The 17,159-nt window shown below is 42.8% G+C and carries 20 protein-coding genes and 2 pseudogenes; 7 read left to right on the top strand and 15 right to left on the bottom strand.

Annotated elements, in window-relative coordinates:
• Positions 1-2: 2 nt before the first annotated feature.
• Positions 3-221, bottom strand: coding sequence for a type II toxin-antitoxin system HicA family toxin (locus JGK07_RS09305; RefSeq protein WP_293180869.1), 219 nt, complete (start codon positions 219-221; stop codon positions 3-5).
• A complete protein-coding gene (locus tag JGK07_RS09310; RefSeq protein ID WP_293181169.1) occupies positions 218-421 on the bottom strand; it encodes a type II toxin-antitoxin system HicB family antitoxin in 204 nt (67 codons plus the stop codon). Before JGK07_RS09310 ends, JGK07_RS09305 begins: the two co-directional genes overlap by 4 nt.
• A gap of 270 nt (positions 422-691) precedes the next feature.
• Here JGK07_RS09310 and JGK07_RS09315 point away from each other — a divergent pair, with 270 nt between their 5' ends.
• On the top strand, positions 692-1,711 hold the full coding sequence (locus JGK07_RS09315) for a type IIL restriction-modification enzyme MmeI (protein ID WP_293191109.1): 1,020 nt from the start codon (positions 692-694) through the stop codon (positions 1,709-1,711).
• Here the strand turns inward: JGK07_RS09315 and JGK07_RS09320 are convergent.
• Positions 1,703-2,968, bottom strand: a complete 1,266-nt coding sequence (locus JGK07_RS09320) for a transposase (protein WP_293191107.1) — start codon at positions 2,966-2,968, stop codon at positions 1,703-1,705. The two genes, JGK07_RS09315 and JGK07_RS09320, sit on opposite strands and share 9 nt — an antisense overlap.
• A gap of 21 nt (positions 2,969-2,989) precedes the next feature.
• Here JGK07_RS09320 and JGK07_RS09325 point away from each other — a divergent pair.
• From JGK07_RS09325 to JGK07_RS09345, 5 genes and pseudogenes are all read left to right on the top strand, one after another.
• Positions 2,990-3,138 (top strand): annotated as a pseudogene (locus JGK07_RS09325) (transposase); the annotation flags it as partial.
• Positions 3,139-3,512: 374 nt separating this feature from the next.
• Positions 3,513-3,698, top strand: coding sequence for a hypothetical protein (locus JGK07_RS09330; RefSeq protein ID WP_293191105.1), 186 nt, complete (start codon positions 3,513-3,515; stop codon positions 3,696-3,698).
• Positions 3,699-3,748: 50 nt separating this feature from the next.
• Positions 3,749-3,973, top strand: a complete 225-nt coding sequence (locus tag JGK07_RS09335; protein ID WP_293180881.1) for a DUF2281 domain-containing protein — start codon at positions 3,749-3,751, stop codon at positions 3,971-3,973.
• Positions 3,973-4,355 (top strand): annotated as a pseudogene (locus JGK07_RS09340) (type II toxin-antitoxin system VapC family toxin). Before JGK07_RS09335 ends, JGK07_RS09340 begins: the two are co-directional and overlap by 1 nt.
• Positions 4,330-4,683: a XisI protein gene (locus tag JGK07_RS09345; protein ID WP_293180884.1), complete on the top strand. Its 354-nt coding sequence runs from the start codon at positions 4,330-4,332 to the stop codon at positions 4,681-4,683. The pseudogene JGK07_RS09340 and the gene JGK07_RS09345 overlap by 26 nt, the downstream one beginning before the upstream one ends.
• 48 nt (positions 4,684-4,731) lie before the next feature.
• Here JGK07_RS09345 and JGK07_RS09350 read toward each other — a convergent pair whose 3' ends face one another.
• From JGK07_RS09350 to JGK07_RS09375, 6 genes are all read right to left on the bottom strand, one after another.
• The gene (locus JGK07_RS09350) at positions 4,732-5,118 is read right to left on the bottom strand and encodes a DUF433 domain-containing protein (protein WP_293191103.1); all 387 of its coding nucleotides are present in this window, start codon (positions 5,116-5,118) and stop codon (positions 4,732-4,734) included.
• A gap of 123 nt (positions 5,119-5,241) precedes the next feature.
• A complete protein-coding gene (locus JGK07_RS09355; RefSeq protein WP_293191100.1) occupies positions 5,242-6,270 on the bottom strand; it encodes a nucleotidyl transferase AbiEii/AbiGii toxin family protein in 1,029 nt (342 codons plus the stop codon).
• 21 nt (positions 6,271-6,291) lie between these two features.
• Entirely contained in the window at positions 6,292-6,681 is a 390-nt protein-coding gene (locus JGK07_RS09360; protein ID WP_293191098.1) for a hypothetical protein, read from the bottom strand.
• Between the two features lie 4 nt (positions 6,682-6,685).
• Entirely contained in the window at positions 6,686-7,030 is a 345-nt protein-coding gene (locus tag JGK07_RS09365; protein ID WP_293180893.1) for a hypothetical protein, read from the bottom strand.
• 170 nt (positions 7,031-7,200) lie between these two features.
• Positions 7,201-8,409, bottom strand: coding sequence for a precorrin-6y C5,15-methyltransferase (decarboxylating) subunit CbiE (gene cbiE, locus JGK07_RS09370; RefSeq protein ID WP_293206467.1), 1,209 nt, complete (start codon positions 8,407-8,409; stop codon positions 7,201-7,203).
• A 20-nt stretch (positions 8,410-8,429) separates the two neighbouring features.
• Entirely contained in the window at positions 8,430-8,927 is a 498-nt protein-coding gene (locus JGK07_RS09375; protein ID WP_293180899.1) for a GNAT family N-acetyltransferase, read from the bottom strand.
• Between the two features lie 242 nt (positions 8,928-9,169).
• Here JGK07_RS09375 and JGK07_RS09380 point away from each other — a divergent pair, with 242 nt between their 5' ends.
• Entirely contained in the window at positions 9,170-9,910 is a 741-nt protein-coding gene (locus JGK07_RS09380; RefSeq protein WP_293206465.1) for a hypothetical protein, read from the top strand.
• Positions 9,911-10,135: 225 nt separating this feature from the next.
• Here JGK07_RS09380 and JGK07_RS09385 read toward each other — a convergent pair whose 3' ends face one another.
• From JGK07_RS09385 to JGK07_RS09410, 6 genes are all read right to left on the bottom strand, one after another.
• Positions 10,136-10,483, bottom strand: coding sequence for a zinc ribbon domain-containing protein (locus JGK07_RS09385; RefSeq protein ID WP_293241737.1), 348 nt, complete (start codon positions 10,481-10,483; stop codon positions 10,136-10,138).
• 55 nt (positions 10,484-10,538) lie between these two features.
• Positions 10,539-11,687, bottom strand: coding sequence for a transposase (locus tag JGK07_RS09390; protein WP_293241734.1), 1,149 nt, complete (start codon positions 11,685-11,687; stop codon positions 10,539-10,541).
• A gap of 373 nt (positions 11,688-12,060) precedes the next feature.
• On the bottom strand, positions 12,061-13,053 hold the full coding sequence (locus JGK07_RS09395; protein ID WP_293196814.1) for a serine protease: 993 nt from the start codon (positions 13,051-13,053) through the stop codon (positions 12,061-12,063).
• A 32-nt stretch (positions 13,054-13,085) separates the two neighbouring features.
• Entirely contained in the window at positions 13,086-14,780 is a 1,695-nt protein-coding gene (locus JGK07_RS09400; protein ID WP_293241731.1) for a serine protease, read from the bottom strand.
• Between the two features lie 20 nt (positions 14,781-14,800).
• Positions 14,801-15,346 (bottom strand): COP23 domain-containing protein, encoded by a 546-nt coding sequence (locus JGK07_RS09405; RefSeq protein ID WP_293196816.1) that lies wholly within the window; start codon positions 15,344-15,346, stop codon positions 14,801-14,803.
• Between the two features lie 461 nt (positions 15,347-15,807).
• Positions 15,808-16,908 carry a serine/threonine-protein kinase gene (locus JGK07_RS09410; RefSeq protein WP_293196817.1) on the bottom strand — a complete coding sequence of 367 codons (1,101 nt, stop codon included), beginning with the start codon at positions 16,906-16,908 and terminating at the stop codon, positions 15,808-15,810.
• Positions 16,909-17,159 lie beyond the last annotated feature (251 nt).

Below are 17,159 nucleotides of genomic sequence, written 5' to 3' on the forward strand. Positions count from 1 at the left end.
ACTTAAGAAAAACTTTGTAAATCTTCCTCAGATAGCTGAGCTATTTTCATTAAAGCTCTCAAGGTTCCAAGTTTCAAATCTTGATTTCGGTGAACAGGAATTGACAAAATTTGTTCTAGTTCCGGGTTTTCATAGATATGATGACTGCCAGTAACTCTTTTCAGAACCCAACCTTTCTGCTCTACTATTTTGCAAAGTCGCTTGCCCGAAATAGATTTCATACAGCAATTTCCACAACTCGATCTGTGGAGGCAATTGCTTCACGACTATTAGCAACTTCCAGCCAACCTTCGATCGCATCTTTTAAATTAATTATTACTTCTTCTATCGTGTCTCCTTCAGTAATGCAGCCGGGAAGCGCTGGAACTTCTGCCCAATAGCCACCTTCTTCTGCGGGATGTACGATCGCTCTAATTTTCATAGATTTATTGAGGTATTTTTCACGCACTAAAGCCATAAAAACCCGGTTCCTAGGCAAAATCTTCGTTGTGAACGATCGACTTTAAGGCAGAAGCCGGGTTTTTGAGTCCGCCTGTATCTAGGAATATCGTCAAACATATTATAGCAAATATCAATAGTAAAGCGTCCTAACCGCCAAGGCGGTTGCTATAAAGCAAAATCGCCAGATAAATCGCCAATCCGAACCGATCTAATTATAAAATAAGGAAAAAGCAAGCAGCAGGATTGAAGCATGAATGAGGTCGATCGCACCAGAGTCGAAACATTCATCAATCGGTGGGCAGGTTCTAGCGGCAATGAACGCGCCAACTACCAGTTGTTTTTTGCGGAAATGTGCGATGCGCTGGGAGTCGATCGCCCGATCGATAAAGGCAGAATTCCCAACGATCCTTACTGCTTTGATAAAGATCTCAAAATCTTTCATCCCAGTGGCAAAGTAACTTCGGGGTTTGTGGATTTTTACAAAGCCGAACACTTTTTAATCGAGGCAAAACAGGGCGGCACGACTGGTAAAAAAGGAACGGCAAAACGGGGAACGAATACCTATTTGCGAGAGATGGAAAAAGCGTTTGTGCAAGCAGTTGCTTATACTCGAACTTTCACCAGCAAACCGCCGTTTTTGTTAACTTGTGATATTGGCGATCATTTTGAATTGTGGATGGGGTTTAGCGGCGATTACGGCGGCTACGGGGCGCGGCGAGAAATTGCGCTGACAGAGTTGCGAAAGCCGGATGTTTTCGATCTGTTTGTCGATATATTTAGCAATCCGCAGCAGCGCAACCCAGAGAAGATTGCGGCGCGGGTAACGCGGGAAGTGGCGGCGGATTTGGCAGAGTTGGCGAAGCGGATGGAGGCAAATGTCGATCCGCAGCAAGTCCCCCAGTTTTTGATGCGCTGTATTTTCACCATGTTTGCTGAGGATGTGGGTTTGCTGAAGGAACATCTGTTTACCCAGGCGCTGGAAACGCGATGGATTCTCAATCCGAAGACGTTTAAGCCGGAGGTAGAGGCGCTGTGGGAGGCGATGAATCAGGGGACGAGTTTTGGCTTTCATGGCCAACTGTTGCGGTTTAATGGCGGATTGTTTGCGGAATCCCAGGCGTTTGCGCTGACAAAGACGCAGTTGGAAGTGTTGTTACAGGCGGCGAAGCGGGATTGGTGTAATGTGGAACCTGCGATTTTTGGGACTTTGGTGACGTTCTCCCCCGTTATACCGCTTCGGTTAACGGGGGCTTCAAAAGAATTATTCTAACTGAAACCCAGCTAACATTTCCTTTGCTTCTTGTTTCAATGGCTGAGTAATCTCTAAGCCTCCACAAGCAGAAACGATGAGTCCCACCGCTTTAAAATCCTCAATTGCTCTATGCAAAATATTTATTGCCGCATTAATATCACGGTCTAATTCAGTATGGCAATGAGGGCAAGAATGCCACCTAATTGATAAATCTTTTTTAACTTTAACTCCACACCCTGAGCAATCTTGAGATGTATTATTCGGGTTAACTTTAACAACACGAACGCCGCGTATTACCGCCACTGCTTCCAGTATCGTCATGAAACTTCCCCAAGCTGCATCTAAAATTGATTTCCCCCAGTGAGTACGAGCAAGTCCTTTTATATTCAGGTCTTCAACTGCAATTAAGTCATATTGTCTTACCAGGAAGTGTGCTGTTTTATAATGAAAATCTTTTCGCTGTCTCTGAATTCGTTGATGAATTTTGGCGACCTTATTAGCTTGCTTTTGATAGTTGGCGGAGCCTTTTTGTTGATTTGCTAACTTCCTTTGTTGTCTACCTAAATGATTTTGAGCTTTTCTTCTTGTTTGTTGAATCCGGACAATTTTACCGTCTGATGTCGCTAAAAATTTTTCTAAACCGACATCAATGCCAACTGCTGTTTTTATGGTATCTATTGGCATTAGTGTCGGTACACTGCCATCTTCTATGCTTAAGCAAACATACCAACCATCGGCTTTTTTAACAATGGTTGCCGTTTTGAGTGTAAATCCGTTAAGAATAGGACGATGTACAATTACTGGTATTTCTCCAATTCTGGGAATTCGTAATGTAGTTCCTGTTAAAAAACAAGCTGCTTTTGGGTGATTGACTCTAGAAAAACAAAACGAACGTAATTCACCTTTCTTTTTAAAGCGTGGTCTACCAGCACGTTTAAGGGTTTTATCCGGTGTTAACCAACGCCACCAAGCTTTTTCTAATCTTTGAATATTGATTTGCTGAACTTCAGAATAAATATCTTTGTACTCAGGAAATATTTTTTTGGTTTCCTTGAGTGCTGATTGCTGAGTGTAATAATTGGCGGTTTCAGGTATTTTGCCAATGGGCTCTGAGATAATTGAGCATCGGTCAATCCGGCAACGAGTACGATGTAGCCAGTCCAACCTTTGTCCTAAAGCATAATTCCAGTGCCGACGCAACAACTCCAACCAATTGTCCATGATGGCAATTTGTTCGGAGTTAGGCTTAATTCGGTACTGGTACGTTATCATCATGTCATTATCCTAAATCGTTTTCGGTTAATCCGCAAAGAATTTTCGGAATATCTCAGCAATTTCTACTATAAGCCTGTGTTCTGGACTGGCTCGTATTTTGTAGCTAGTTGTGGTGGCGTTACGATTGAACAGCTAAAAAATACGTTGAACAACAATCAGTACCAAATTAAATTGTGCTGCGCGTTTACTTAAAGAGTGGCAATTCCCCACCCGTTAAGCGAAGCGCTATCAAAAAGCCCTAGTCTCCACCCTCAAACAAATCCACGACGAACTCGATCGCGCCGTCTTTGCCGCCTATGATTGGGAAGCAACCCTCACCGACGACCAAATCCTCGAAAACCTCGTCACCCTCAACGCCCAACGCGCCGAAGAAGAACGCAACGGACTAATTCGCTGGCTGCGTCCCGACTACCAAGCCCCAGGCGAAACCTACGTCCAACCATCCCTTGCAGGTATCATAACCGAAACAGAAATCGCGATCGCCCCTACGGAACAACAACCTTTCCCCAAAACCCTGAAAGAGCAACTTTGGGCCATCCGCGACTTGTTCCGCACTCAAAGCGGCGAATGGACAGCCGCCCAAGTCACCGCCCATTTCAAAGGCGCAAATCGCAAACAAAAAGTGATTCTCGACTGTCTAGAAAGCCTCGAAGATTTGGGGATTTTGCTCAGTCATGCGGAAAATGGGATGATATTCTGGCATCTCGCAGAAGTTGGAAGCGATCGGTAAGTTTTGCTTGGCAATTGTTATCATAATTTTATCCAGCAAGAGGCGATCTAATGCTAGAAACCACCATCCTAGAAACCTTAGTCAAATTGCCAGATTCCCTGAAACAGGAAGTGCTGCACTATGTAGAATTCTTAGCTGCAAAATATGCAAATAATGAGGTGGCCGTAAATCCTCCTCAAAAGAAACGTCAAGCCGGGATGATGAAAGGCACATTTATCTTACCGCTTTCTGATGATTTTGATGCACCATTAGAGGATTTCCAGGAGTATATGTAATGAGTACATTGCTCCTCGATACTCACACTTTTATTTGGTTTTCAGAAAATGCTCCTAACCTATCAGTTGCATTGAAAGAGCAGATTGAATCCGCCGATAGAGTCTATTTGAGTATTGCCAGTCTTTGGGAAATTGCCATCAAAATCAGCATTGGTAAACTGACGCTGCAATCAGACTATGCAGCGAAGCTCAGTTACCTGCTGCTGGCATCTTGTTACTGCCAATTTCATTTGCGGATACTGTACGGGTTCGCAACCTACCATTTCATCATCGCGATCCATTCGATCGCATTTTAATTGCCCAATCCATTAATCATTCTTTAGTTTTAGTCAGCCGTGATGAAATGTTTGATGCTTATGCTGTTCAAAGACTATGGACATAAACTAGATTTTTATCGCCAGTGCATCGAAAAGTTACTGCTCGAATCGGGTGAAGACCCGCCGATTAATGGTCAGATAGAAGTAGAATTCGTTTTTGACAAAGAACGCGATCGCTATTTGGTTATCGATTTAGGATGGAATGAACATGACCGTATTTATAACTGCTTCATTCACTTAGATATCAAAGATGGAAAAATTTGGATTCAGCGCAATCAAACCGATCGAAGTTTTGCTGATGAATTAGTAGAAATGGGGATTGCCAAAGAAGAGATCGTGTTAGGAGTTCAGCCTCCGTATGCGCGACAGTATACAGGGTTTGGAGTTGCATAGGAAAGTGTTGCAGCAGTGTGATATGGTCGGTATCGAGAATATATTGAGTCATAGAGTTTCAGACTCAGGAAAATCGATATCGGTATTTCGATCGTGCCGATAGGCTGCAACATATTCCGTGACTTCATTCAACAACGGATTGCATCTCAAAAGAGGCGAAACATTCAACATCGGACGCGCCTCGTACCAAGCAATCCGATCGTCTATTTCTGGCTGATTATCCAGATAAAAGCTAATCGCATCAAAAACTTGAGCACCCGTCACGAGTTGCAGTAACTTCTGTGGGATTTCTTCAGGCTTTATTCCTGATTTCCAAAACACCACAATATCCCGTACAGTCAATTGAGTACCTGCAATAATCGGTTCCCCCTGCAAAACTTCAAGATTGCGGGTGACATAGCGAGAAATACTTGTAGACGATAGCAAACTGGTCATAACGACCTCATAAGACAATGTAAATCTGCCTTCATCTTAGCGTAGTGGACAGAAGATGCCCGCGTTCATTATTGTTTGATTCATTACGAACCTTTTTTATTATGTAATCGACCGGACATGATATTACGACAAAGATCCAGGAAACGGAGAAATAGTCTCGCAAAATGTCCTGACTGTGATTTTCCTACCTAAATCCTGAGCTAATAAATCGATACCGTCAATAACTCGATCTGGTTCTGCAATACTTAAAATATCGTAGCATTTTTCCCTATAATCTGGACGCTCTTGGAAATACTGAATCGCTCGATTTAGCGGTTTCATAACTTGATAAGCTGCTTCAGCTTTGTCGATCGCCTCTTGGGGAATCGGACTCGCTAACCTTTGAATTGCCAAGTCAATTAAATCTCTAGAGTTTACCCGATCGCTCGGCCATCTGTCTGCATTTGCTAACAGTTTTTCTGCTATAATATCGATTTGATTCAAGCAAGGAACAGGCGACCAATTAGGATAATTTGGTTCGCCAAACTGAATTCGCCCTTCACAAACCATCTCGAATTTAATTGTAGTATCATCCACAATAACTGGAAATCTGATGCCGTATTGGTTTGATTGAATATCGTTGGGGAGAAAAATGCGATTGCGATTAGCAAAAATCGCATCATAGCCAGCTTCTGCCACTTTTCGGCGCAGGAGACTGTAGCCACCATCCATCGGACACATAAAGTCAATATCTTGGCTTAACCGATATTCTCCATGTTCCATACTTACCAGGGTGCCGCCACCAAAATAAGCGCGACATTCCTGTAAAAACTCGACATTCAAGTGGCTGAGTACAGTTAATATCTTTTGATGAATTTCACGTTTAAACATGGGTTTAAAATTTACCAGTTTTTCTGTTTCTTGGGGCTGGCCAATGCTTAAGAGTTCCGCTACCAGCCAAGATTGATAATGTTGGCTAATTTGTTGAATAAAAATTATTTCCTCAGAGTTGGGTTCTCCCAAAACTCCCCAATAATGCCAGCCAGATTCGTAGCGACATAGCATTTCCGGGACACTCAGATTTTTGACATTAGCAATTTGCCAGCATATAGCCTGAAGAAATGGCATTTTTGCGGGGATTTTAAATACGGTTGCTATTTCTTTATCGTTCATCTTCTTTGCAAAACTCCTTCTCTATTCCATTTGCAAATACTCCAACACCAGCAGTCGCAAATAGTCTAGCATTCGGATATAAGACCGCATTTGAAGATAGCCCGATCGCGTCTCATCATAAAACTGAGCGATCGCAAAACGATCGAACACCCGAAGGTGATGTAAGTCTGCGATCGCTTCCTCGCGAATTTCAACCCCTGCGCTAGTCTCAATCTGACTAGCATAACCACGAATACTGACTGTCACTAACTCAAGCTCTTCCAGAAACGAAAACTCTTCCTCGGAACCAAGATATATCTGGGCTATCTCTTTACGCTCTGATTTAGTGTTTTGATAGTCAACCGTCAACTGTGCCAAAAGTTGCACAATCATATCCTGTTGCATTACTAACTTGTTTTGAACTTGTGTCATATTTCTATTCCTCATTGATGCCATAAGTCACGATTTTTTCAACACCATACCGATCGGATCGAACAATTAAAAACTCATTTCCCTTTCTGTAAACAGCGGCTCCATCCTGCCGATATCCCGTGCGAGGAACTCTTACAGCACCTCTAGTGTTGAAATTGTGTGCCTTACGCAGATATTTGAGTGGATCGAATCCTTTTCTTTGTGAATGGTCTAACACACTTTGGGCCACAGTTCGATAAGTTCCTCTATCCCATTCAGACAGATATTGCTGTAGTTCAATAACTTCAGTGTTGGAATAGTCTTCAAACAGTTGATCTAGATAAGGATCTACAGATGATTCGTCTGGCATTTTCACTTTCATTCCAGAGGATATTACTGATTATAGCTTTTTGGGAATAAGATCGATCGCCTTTTAGATTAAATCCGCTCTTCATCGGAATGATTCATCTCTCTGATCTCTTCCTCTGTGTTCTCTGCGTACTCTGTGGTTAAATCAATCCGATCCAATCAGAATTGATATTACCTCTTAACAACCGCCCACTGAGTCACCGGTGCAAGCGGTTTCCAACCCTGAAAAGAACCGATCGCACCAACCCGCTGAATCCCAATTCTAATCAGTTCCCCACCATGCAAAGAATGCCATTGCAAAATCTTAAGTTCGCTTTCAATCGTCACCGCATTCACAACTAATCGGCCACCTTCACCTAAAGCATTCCAACAAGTTTCTAGCAAAGCCTCTGCGGTGACACCGCCACCGATGAAAATAGCATTTGGTTGCGGCAAATTTGCCAAAGCATCCGGTGCTGATCCGGTGACGATTTTGAGCTCGGGAACACCCAAATTAGAGGCATTTTCAGCAATATATTCCAGTCTAGTTGGATGGCGCTCGATCGCGATCGCCCGACAACTCCGATGACTCCGCATCCACTCAATCGCGATCGAACCGCAGCCCGCGCCCACATCCCACAGCAACTCCCCCGGAATCGGCGCTAACGCCGACAGCGTAACGGCTCTAACCTCCCGTTTTGTCAACTGTCCATCGTGGCGATAGGCTGCATCCGGTAAGCCGGAGGTGCGGGAAACAATCAGAGTTTCGCGATCGGCTGTAACTGCAATGGCGATCGCATTCAAATCGGCTAAATCCGTCGCATTCCAAGCTGCTGCAACTCCCTCGATCCGCCGTTCCGCCTGCGATCCCATCCGCTCGAACACGGTCATCAAACTGCTGCCAAACCCCCGCTGTGTCAACAATTGGGCAACTTTTTCAGGCGTGTGTCGATCGGCACTCAAGACTAGCAACCGCGCACCGGGAGAGAAACTAAGGGCGATCGAGGCGATCGGGCGATTTGTTAAGCTGAAAGTCTCAACATCCGCCAGAGGCCAACCCAAACGGGCGCAAGCCAGACTAAAAGCCGATGCTGCGGGAATCACAGTCATTTCGGCGATCGGAATCCGGCGCGACAGCGTGACACCAATCCCGTGACACATCGGATCGCCACTTGCGAGCACGCAAACAGCCTCTGGGCGACGGCTGATGATCCTGTCAACTGTGGTTTGTAGTGGTGAAGCCCAAACTAATTTTTCGCGGGTGTCGTCGGTGGGTAGCATTGCGAGGTGACGCGCGCCACCGACAACGATTTTAGATCGATCGAGTAACGAAAGGGCGATCGAACTCAATCCCGAAAGTCCGTCTTCGCCAATTCCCACCACCGAAAGCCATTTGTGCATTGCGCCCTGACTGCTAATTACTACTTATCGATTCTAAAGAATAATATGGGATTTTCATTGACAATCCTTTCTTCTACTTGTCTCATCCCGAGTCTGGCTGCTAATTTGCATGATTCAATGTTTGGGCGATCGCAACTTGCAACCAGATAATCTAATCCAAGTCCATCAAAACCATACTCTAATATTTTCGTGGATGCTTCAGTAGCGTAGCCTTTTTTAATAGCTTTCGGCAACAGCGCATAAACCAACTGCGGCTGCGGTTCCTCAAAAAAATACCACAACCCCACAAATCCAATAACTTCGCGATCGTTCTTTCTCTCGATAAACCACAAGCCGAATTTCTTTTCTCCAAACAGTTGTTCGTTCTGTTCGATCATTTCTTCCACTGGATCTAGCGACCAAATTTGACCGTCGCACAAATATCTCCTGACATAGGAATCGGTAAAAATTGCGTGCAGCTTGTTGAGATCGTTCTCTACAATCGGTGTCAAAATCAATCTATCAGTTTCAAGTATCATTGGACTTCTATTTGTCAACAGTTCGCAAACTTATAAAACCTGATTCACCAAATATCTAGTCTACCATGATATTATATCCGATCGATTAACCATACAGTGCGATCTAGAAGCTCGCACTAGACAATATCGAAATTTTAATATATTTTATCGAACCCTATGCCAATTTTGTTTTTGGCATACAGAAATAGATCGATCGCCCTTAGAGGCAAGTAACTTTTGAGGAAAGTGCGATCGAAAGAACAATGAGAGACTGGCATCAGTTTGATCGAAAACAAAAAATAATCACCGTCGGCTACGGAACCTCAGTTGCGCTGGTACTGGTAGCAATTGGTTGTACCGCGTGGGATGCGATCGTGGTGACGGCAGGCATCTTTAAAACCACTCTCGGTATCTTTAAAACAACTCCTTGTCTGGCTTACAAATTTGAAGACGTTAACCCTTTAATTGCAGGTAAAAACGTTAAACTAAAAATCGGGGAAGGCAGCGGTTCAGATTGCGGAGTATCTGAGTTCGCATTGTTGGTAAAACCAGCAGTTTGGTCATCACAAGATACCAAAGTTATCCAACTTTCCCAAGATGGAACTGTGACGGGAATTGCGCCGGGAAAGTTTACCGTGTTGGCAAAAACAGGACAAAAAACACTCTTGATGTCGGGTGTTGTTTATCCGCCAGATTGGGATGTTCGGATTCAGCCAGAAGTGGCGACAGTGCGCGTGGGCGATCGCATTACCTTTGAAATGATCGCCTCTGATTCAAAAGGCAATTTGCTACCCCCATTAACTTTCGGGCTGCGGACTCCAGATTATCAGGAACCGGGGCCTGGTGCGCCAACCAAGCCTCCGAATTCGCGGCCGTTACTCGATCGCACCTTTCATCATATGGGCGCGCAACCGGGCACGTTTCGGGCGCTGCGCCCCGGAAAGATTGCGATTACGGGTAAAATGGGCGATCGGATAAAATCAGCCCAATTAACTATCAAATAAAACAACAAGTTTTGTTGCTTTTTTATGAATGTAGGCGACCGCATAATTTTGACAGTTGCTGCTTATACACCAATACGGTTTACTTAGAATAGTCCGAAGAGAGGAACGAAGCAATCTCCGTATCTATTTATCATAGGGTTTTACCCTCAGGGCGGTCTTAAGTAAACGGTATTAGATTATAAGCTGTCTAGCCTGTGACATACTTCCACGTCAAGCCTCGTGGTGCTATGACGTGGGCATCTTTGCAGCCCGATGAAGGGTATACAAAATTTCCTTCGCGGTACTATCATCTATATTTCCTACTACAGAAAGATTCCCGCTACGGCGTTTTATCCTTGGGAAAATGCCCAACCCAAGTTTCTTTAAATTAATCGCGGCGTTAACATCGCGATCGACCATTAAAGAATGTTGCTCATCCCAATAGTTTCGCATACCGCAATCGGTGAAAACAATTTCATTCCGATAGCACAAAACCATTGACGTATAAGCAGGTTTTTGCGGAACGACGGCTGACCCAGCTTTTTCGGCTATGTATTCCAGCGTCTTAAAAAACTGACCAAATGCAGCATCCAACCAAGACTTATTAAGTCCTGATTTAGCTGATTGACCGTTCGGGAGGTAATTACCTTCATCCAGAAAGCTTAACTTTATTCCGCTTTGTTAAGCCTTTTAAATTCAAATCCTCATGAAAAAAGAATTTAGCTCCAGATTTCACAAGTCTGTGAGCTGTTTTGTAGTGAAAGTCTTGGCGAGAACGCGCTATTTTTTGGTGCTGTCTCGCTTCTTTTTTGGCTAAGAAGCGTCGGCTTTTAGAACCGCGCTTCCGTTTGTTCCGCTTCCTTGAGATCTGGTATAACTTAGCTTGGTTTTTGCGAAGCGGTTTCAACGAAGGTAACTTTGTGCCTGACGACGTTGCTAAATAGACATCTTCATGCAGCACCGCATCCAACCCAATTGAGTTATCCCAGTTTGGGGTAACTTTATCAGGAATAAAGTGGGGTACTGAAGTGTCTTCAAGCATTATCTGGGTAAACCAACCGTCAGTCTTTCTAGTTACACTAATTTGCTTAACAGTGAATCCATCGGGGATTGGGCGGTGCATCCGAACTTTTATGACACCCAACTTCGGCAATCGGATATAAAGCCAATTCTTGCGAACCAACTTAATCCAGTCGTTATTAGCCGTAGAAAAAGTCATCGTCCGGTAATCCGCTTCAGTCTTAAACCGGGGTTTTCCCGATCGCCCACCTTTACTGTCTCCTACGATCAACCGTTCAAAAGCTTTGTCCACTCGCTTAGAGACATCTTGAAGAATAGTTGAATCTACTTGCTTGAAGTCCAGCAATTCACCACTATGAAAGACTTTTATTAAGTCTTTTTTAAGGATGGGTAGTTGTTGTTTTTGGGTGTAGTAGTTGGGCTTTTCGCGAGGCGTAGAGATACTAGCAATCAACGGACAAGCATTTATAGCAGTGCGGTTCATCTCCCACCAATCAAATCGATCGCCTAGCTGTCTATTGTACCAATAGCGACAAATCCTCAACCAATGATTGAGGGTTGACTTTTGACTGGTGTCGGGATAGAACTGATACTGATATGTTACTTTCATTGCGTTGCGACCTTTACGCATTTGCTTGTAATAAAAATACCAGGAAATACTATACAAAGTCAAGTAGTGATTTAATAAGTTATGTCGAGTAACGATGCTTGCAAATAAAGATTTGTTCATCTCGTCATCCACACCTTCATTGCTCGCCAGCATAGCGGGCGAGGACATGAAAATGTGGAATCCTCGATTCACGCGCCTCTCATCCCACACTAATCGAAGCGATATAGTGTGGGGATTCCCGTCTGTTTAGCTAAATTGTAGATTTTGGGGCGGGCTAGAAGCCTACCCCACAAGAGTTTTAAAACCCGGAGAAACCCCCTAACCCCGCTTAGGTCGGGGGGACAAGAGCCTTCTCAAAGTTTCCCTTTTTAAGGGGGATTTAGGGGGATCTGAATTTGAGGTGAAATGTTGAATATTTAATTAGTTAATTCCTACTTCCAACCCAACCACCGCAACAAAGGCACAACCAAATAATGACTGACTCCCAAACAAAGCCCGATCGCACTTCCCAACAAACCAAAAAAGGCGATCTGTCTCCCATTCACTTACACCAACCTTCTTGCTTACCCGTTTCAGGACACTTTAACATATCACCGTTATCTGAAGAAGATGTTGTGTTTATTGGGGATGGTTTTGGTGTAGTCTTAGCTGATTTAACTGGCTTTTTATCTTCGTCAAAATTCTTACCCTTAGCTAAGTTAGACTCTAAAAATAAACTGATAGGAATCCCCCAGTTATTACCTAAATTTGGATTGTTGATCGACTGGCACTTTCGGTCAGTTCTCTCCTTGCCCTCTGCCCCAGGCATCCCATGAATAGCGACTATGCTACCATTCTCATTAAATACTGGCCCACCACTCATCCCGCTCAAAGTTGAATTAGTATATTTAACTCTATAACCATTCTTATAATTATTATCTTTATCCTGAAGGTACAACGAATCATCCTTTTCGGATAATTGATTTATCTCACTTTCCGATGATATTTTTTTTAATATTGTTCCCTTAGTTAATTCATATTGAGGTTGAGGCTGACATTGTTGCCATCCTGATACCAATACAGATATAGATTCAGATAATCCTGTCGATAATTTAGCTGCTGTGTAATTTTGCGATTGAGTGGGCAACTCGATGAGTGCTAGATCAATGTCTCCCAATGTATCTGCAACTAATTGCTCCACTAATTGATCGTAATTTTTATCAGTAATTGTTAGATACACGTTTCCATCGTAACTTTTAATTTCGTACTGATTCTGAGGTTCTGGTGGAATTGCAACAACGTGCTTAGTTGTTAGTACGTAATATTTGTCTTGACTCCTAATGATTACCCCTGAACCATAACCACCGCCAGGTACTGCAATCAAAACAGTGGATTTTGTGGCTATTTCTTCTAATTGATTTTTGAAAATTACAGGTGTCGGCTTGAGCGGAGTGCTGATATTGTGATTAATATTGCTGACAAATTTTCCTAAAATAAAACTTAGCAAAACACAAAAGCCAATAATTAAACAGTATTTTAGTTGGTTAGATTTCATATTGGAGAAGTCGTAATAGGTGGATCATTTGATTAAAAAATAAACTCAATTATAATAATGCGAGAAGGTGCATTTTGAGATATTTTTTTAGATTTGTATAATGACCAAGATATTTGAGAATCATTCCCTGTATGTTTTTCGACCTCGCAATCATTACTGGGGGTTAGTTTAGGAAGAGGTTTCCCCTCTAGCCCTGTGGGAATTTCTTGTTTTATGAAAATGACAAATTCCTTGATTTCGTATTTTAACCAATAATCATCACATTTATCAAATTTTTCTTTTAAATACTTATCATAATATAACTTATAACTTTGATTTTTTTGACCATCATGAGATGAAATTTCTGCTTCCCAACCAATATCTTGAACTAAAGTAAACAAAATATTAGCTATAGGCTGCTGCTTGTCCTTGTTTTGTTCTGTATCTTTTAATTTCTGAATAAGACCGTTAAATAAATTACCCACTTTGACGCGCAAACCAGGTTTTTCTGTCTCTCTTGGCACTGTATCCTGACTATTTTTGTCTGGAGATTTATTATTTTGACTCGCCCCCGTAGCTCCTGTTGTATTTATTTTCCCAAACCGACCCAAAAAGAATAGAAGTAAAAAGATTACCACTACAGCATGAAGGAAATAAAATAAAATTTTGACCAATAAATCATTATCTTTTAATCTAGATAAAAACTCATTTACTGACGGAGAATTTTTATGCTTTTCGGCCGTAAATGTAACTTGATCCTTCTCTTCAGCAGATTTCTGAGGGTCAGGAGGTAGTGTCTTTTTTGATTGATTAGTTTGAGAATCTGATTGGGCAATATACCCGATGCGTACAAATTCCTGATTTAAAGGCGGTATTTCCTTAAACAGTTTCTTGGTATCTAGCTGGAGATAAAAGTCAATCGGAATTCCCCAACGCAAGGGTTTCATCGAATTAATCTCATCTTCATTTGAGTCTGAACCATCTGCACGCTTATATTGAGATGATGGCCCATCTTCACCTCTGCCATTGATACCTACTACTTCGCCTTGCTCATTCAAGATTGGGCCGCCACTCGTCCCTTCCACAACTTCATTGGTGTATCCAATACTATAATTATCAACTAAAGGTTTAGTCAGTACAGCCTTCACTTGACCCTTTTTCACGACAAACTCCGCAGGACAGGATATGGTAGTCAAAACCAGGTTACAAGGAAACCCACTAACATATATCAAATCTTCATGCTTTAAGGATTGTTTCTTAGCAATTACAGCCACTTCGTAGCGATAAGGGCTATAGAAATATAATAATGCTAAATCCGTTTTATTGAATTTTTGGGGGTGACGACGCGCCTTATGAATTAAACCGTCAGGGGTACGGATATAAAACTCAGGTTTTTTTGCTCTTCCTGTCGATTCCTTGGCTACATGATTAGCCGTCAAGACAAGATATTGATAGACTGACGGGTTGGCTGGTGTCGGCTCCATAGCCATCAAAACTCCAGAGCCACTCTCATTCAAAATTAAACCATTGTTTTTCCACTCTTGTGGGTTAATTGAATAAACTCTCAAGGAAATTAATTTTGCCCTCTCAGGAATCAAATCCTTTGAGAGCCCGTTTTCTGCCTCTGACGTAACACTTGTTACCGCAGTGGTAGCCTTGTCAAAAGACTGAGAAACCTGTGTAGGTGATAGCAATTGACAACCACCTATACAGGCTAAAGCGATAAATCTAACTAAAGTTAACTTCATTTAATCAGGATACCTGATACTTACCGAACGGAACAAACTTCTCGCGCAAAAACCGTTTGCCCTCCAAGCAGGGCATCGACAGAGATATATGTTTTTGTTGCAGCACAACGCCGTTCTCGGAGTGGCAATGGAGTATTATTTTTGTTTGTCAGTGCAAACAATTCTTCTAGCCTTGCCTTGGGGTCGTGCTCTGGTTTCACCGTGTAAAGGAAGTTGAGGCAGTCTTTACCCAGGCGGTCTGTTGTACAAATTACTTTTTGACCGTTCTGAATACCGTGAGTCAGGAACTGACCCCTGTTGCTCAAGTAGCTATTCATTCTGTTAGTGACTTCGTTGCATCGGCGCTCTCGCGTATAACCCACTTGCCCACCAAAATCAGAATCCCACCGGATCAATGCTTTTTCGGGCTTGCCGCTTTCGTTAACGACTGTTGTCCATACGGCATAGTTCATTTTACAGGAGAAAGTGCGGGGTGCTGCTTCAGCCGATTTAGTAAATGCCAAACCAAATGTTGATAGCACCGTAGCCATTGTTAAAATGGCTGAAGCTGTAGTTTTAATTTTCATCGATCAACCTCATAACGTGAACAATTAATTTTTTAGAAAACTTATACTGTATTATTGCAGTTTTCACCACAACTTGTCTACCGATCGGTGATAGTTCTTAACCCAATTTGAATCAAGATGACTAACTATCTGTAAGCTATTGCCCTGGAGGACGACAAAACAACGAGTTTTGGTCACACGTTGCCGAATCTGGGGTTATCGAACCTAGGGTTGGCGAAACTGGGGTTACATTAGTAATCTGTGAACTCTGCTCCCTGAAGTATAGAGAGAGATTGATTCCAACATCGACTAAAACAGCTAGTGCTGCGATTACTGTTGCTATGTGTGCTGCTTTTTCCAAAAAGCTGTTCGTACTATTCATCTCTAGGAAGGCGTGTTCTTAATTGTAAGTATCTTAGCGAAATTTTCCGTGCCAAGCCTGTGGCGCAAACACAAAAAGTCCCTATATCCACTAGCGAAGGCTAGGGTGTCCCTGGCGGACGCTTGAATATATCGTCATCACTAGGTTGGGGAGTAGGTTCAGGTGATTGAATATCCTGTTGTTTTTCTCTCTCCGGTTTCGGAGACTGCGGTGTGGAAAGCAGCCCAAGCACAAAAGCTAAGATCATAACCAAGGGCGTTGCGATCGCAAACCACAACCACATAGGCAGCTTGGATATTCCCCCTCCTCCATTTTGAACCGATGGAATGGTGGAACGTAAAATAGGGGCTACTACCGCAGTAGCCGTAAAACCTCCTGAATTTAAATCGTTTAGCACCTTCTCTGCTGATTGATAGCGACTTTTACAATTATGCTCCACCATCTTTTCCAAAATTTTCTTCAGCTTATTACTAGCATTGAATGAATGAGGCCACACAACCTTCCCTGTAGTAACATCTTTGAGTTTTTCAGGCTCCACTCCTGTCAAAGCTTCCAAAGCAGTCATCCCTAAAGCATAAATATCGCTGCAATATTCTGGGTAGCCTTGAATCTGCTCTAGCGGTGCATAACCTTCAGTATGAATCTGAGTTCCAGGAGAGGTGAGTTTAGTGACTTTCTGCTTAACTGCACCGAAATCTATGAGAACTATCTTGCCATCCCCATTTCTCTTAATGAGATTTTCTGGTTTGATATCCCGGTGAATATTTTGTTGTTGATGAATAAATATCAGGGAATTGAGTACATCCTCTAACAAACTGGCAACTCGATCCTCATTGAGCCTCGTATTGCGATTTAGTTCATCACGAAGGGTACATCCGTCAATGTATTCCTGCGCTAAGTACAACTCTTGACCCTCTGACAAGTATCCTATGTACTTGGGAATCAAATAATTTTTAGGGTTTTCCGTTAAATTCTTTAAAAATTTGGCTTCGCGCTCGAACAACTCCTTTGCCTTGGCAAAAGTTGTAGGGTTATTACTGACAAAGATGAACCGCTTCAGAGCGCATTGCCTACCCGAATCGTGCCAATCTTCGGCTAAGTAAGTTTCGCCAAAATTCCCATTGCCCAAAATATGGATGATTTTGAAACGTCCACCCCCTACTGATTGACCCATCGGTAGAGTTTGCCCTTGTCCTATCATTCTACCCTCCTCCAGAGATCCCGCTCAGCCTGCTCTCCTATAAAGCTTATATTAATCCCTGAATAGAGATATGACAACTCCCTAATCCTAAAATAATTTTCGGTCAGCCGACAGTATAATACGAAATCCGCGTTCGTTACTCCCTCGATCGCTCGGTGATTGAAATCACTTTTGACCTCCAAGTCTAATGTAGCAATGCGCCAGTCATAAGAGTTTGAGGTCGAAGCAAACAAAATTTAGTCTGCGAAGGC

The sequence above is a fragment of the Microcoleus sp. PH2017_24_DOB_U_A genome, from assembly GCF_020738205.1.
In the GTDB taxonomy this organism is placed as follows: domain Bacteria; phylum Cyanobacteriota; class Cyanobacteriia; order Cyanobacteriales; family Microcoleaceae; genus Microcoleus.

Coding starts and splice junctions, on each gene's coding strand:
- JGK07_RS09305 (WP_293180869.1), bottom strand. CDS start 221: ATGAAATCTATTTCGGGCAAGCGACTTTGCAAAATAGTAGAGCAGAAA.
- JGK07_RS09310 (WP_293181169.1), bottom strand. CDS start 421: ATGAAAATTAGAGCGATCGTACATCCCGCAGAAGAAGGTGGCTATTGG.
- JGK07_RS09315 (WP_293191109.1), top strand. CDS start 692: ATGAATGAGGTCGATCGCACCAGAGTCGAAACATTCATCAATCGGTGG.
- JGK07_RS09320 (WP_293191107.1), bottom strand. CDS start 2,968: ATGATGATAACGTACCAGTACCGAATTAAGCCTAACTCCGAACAAATT.
- JGK07_RS09335 (WP_293180881.1), top strand. CDS start 3,749: ATGCTAGAAACCACCATCCTAGAAACCTTAGTCAAATTGCCAGATTCC.
- JGK07_RS09345 (WP_293180884.1), top strand. CDS start 4,330: ATGCTGTTCAAAGACTATGGACATAAACTAGATTTTTATCGCCAGTGC.
- JGK07_RS09350 (WP_293191103.1), bottom strand. CDS start 5,118: ATGACCAGTTTGCTATCGTCTACAAGTATTTCTCGCTATGTCACCCGC.
- JGK07_RS09355 (WP_293191100.1), bottom strand. CDS start 6,270: ATGAACGATAAAGAAATAGCAACCGTATTTAAAATCCCCGCAAAAATG.
- JGK07_RS09360 (WP_293191098.1), bottom strand. CDS start 6,681: ATGACACAAGTTCAAAACAAGTTAGTAATGCAACAGGATATGATTGTG.
- JGK07_RS09365 (WP_293180893.1), bottom strand. CDS start 7,030: ATGCCAGACGAATCATCTGTAGATCCTTATCTAGATCAACTGTTTGAA.
- cbiE (WP_293206467.1), bottom strand. CDS start 8,409: ATGCACAAATGGCTTTCGGTGGTGGGAATTGGCGAAGACGGACTTTCG.
- JGK07_RS09375 (WP_293180899.1), bottom strand. CDS start 8,927: ATGATACTTGAAACTGATAGATTGATTTTGACACCGATTGTAGAGAAC.
- JGK07_RS09380 (WP_293206465.1), top strand. CDS start 9,170: ATGAGAGACTGGCATCAGTTTGATCGAAAACAAAAAATAATCACCGTC.
- JGK07_RS09390 (WP_293241734.1), bottom strand. CDS start 11,687: ATGTCCTCGCCCGCTATGCTGGCGAGCAATGAAGGTGTGGATGACGAG.
- JGK07_RS09395 (WP_293196814.1), bottom strand. CDS start 13,053: ATGAAATCTAACCAACTAAAATACTGTTTAATTATTGGCTTTTGTGTT.
- JGK07_RS09400 (WP_293241731.1), bottom strand. CDS start 14,780: ATGAAGTTAACTTTAGTTAGATTTATCGCTTTAGCCTGTATAGGTGGT.
- JGK07_RS09405 (WP_293196816.1), bottom strand. CDS start 15,346: ATGAAAATTAAAACTACAGCTTCAGCCATTTTAACAATGGCTACGGTG.
- JGK07_RS09410 (WP_293196817.1), bottom strand. CDS start 16,908: ATGATAGGACAAGGGCAAACTCTACCGATGGGTCAATCAGTAGGGGGT.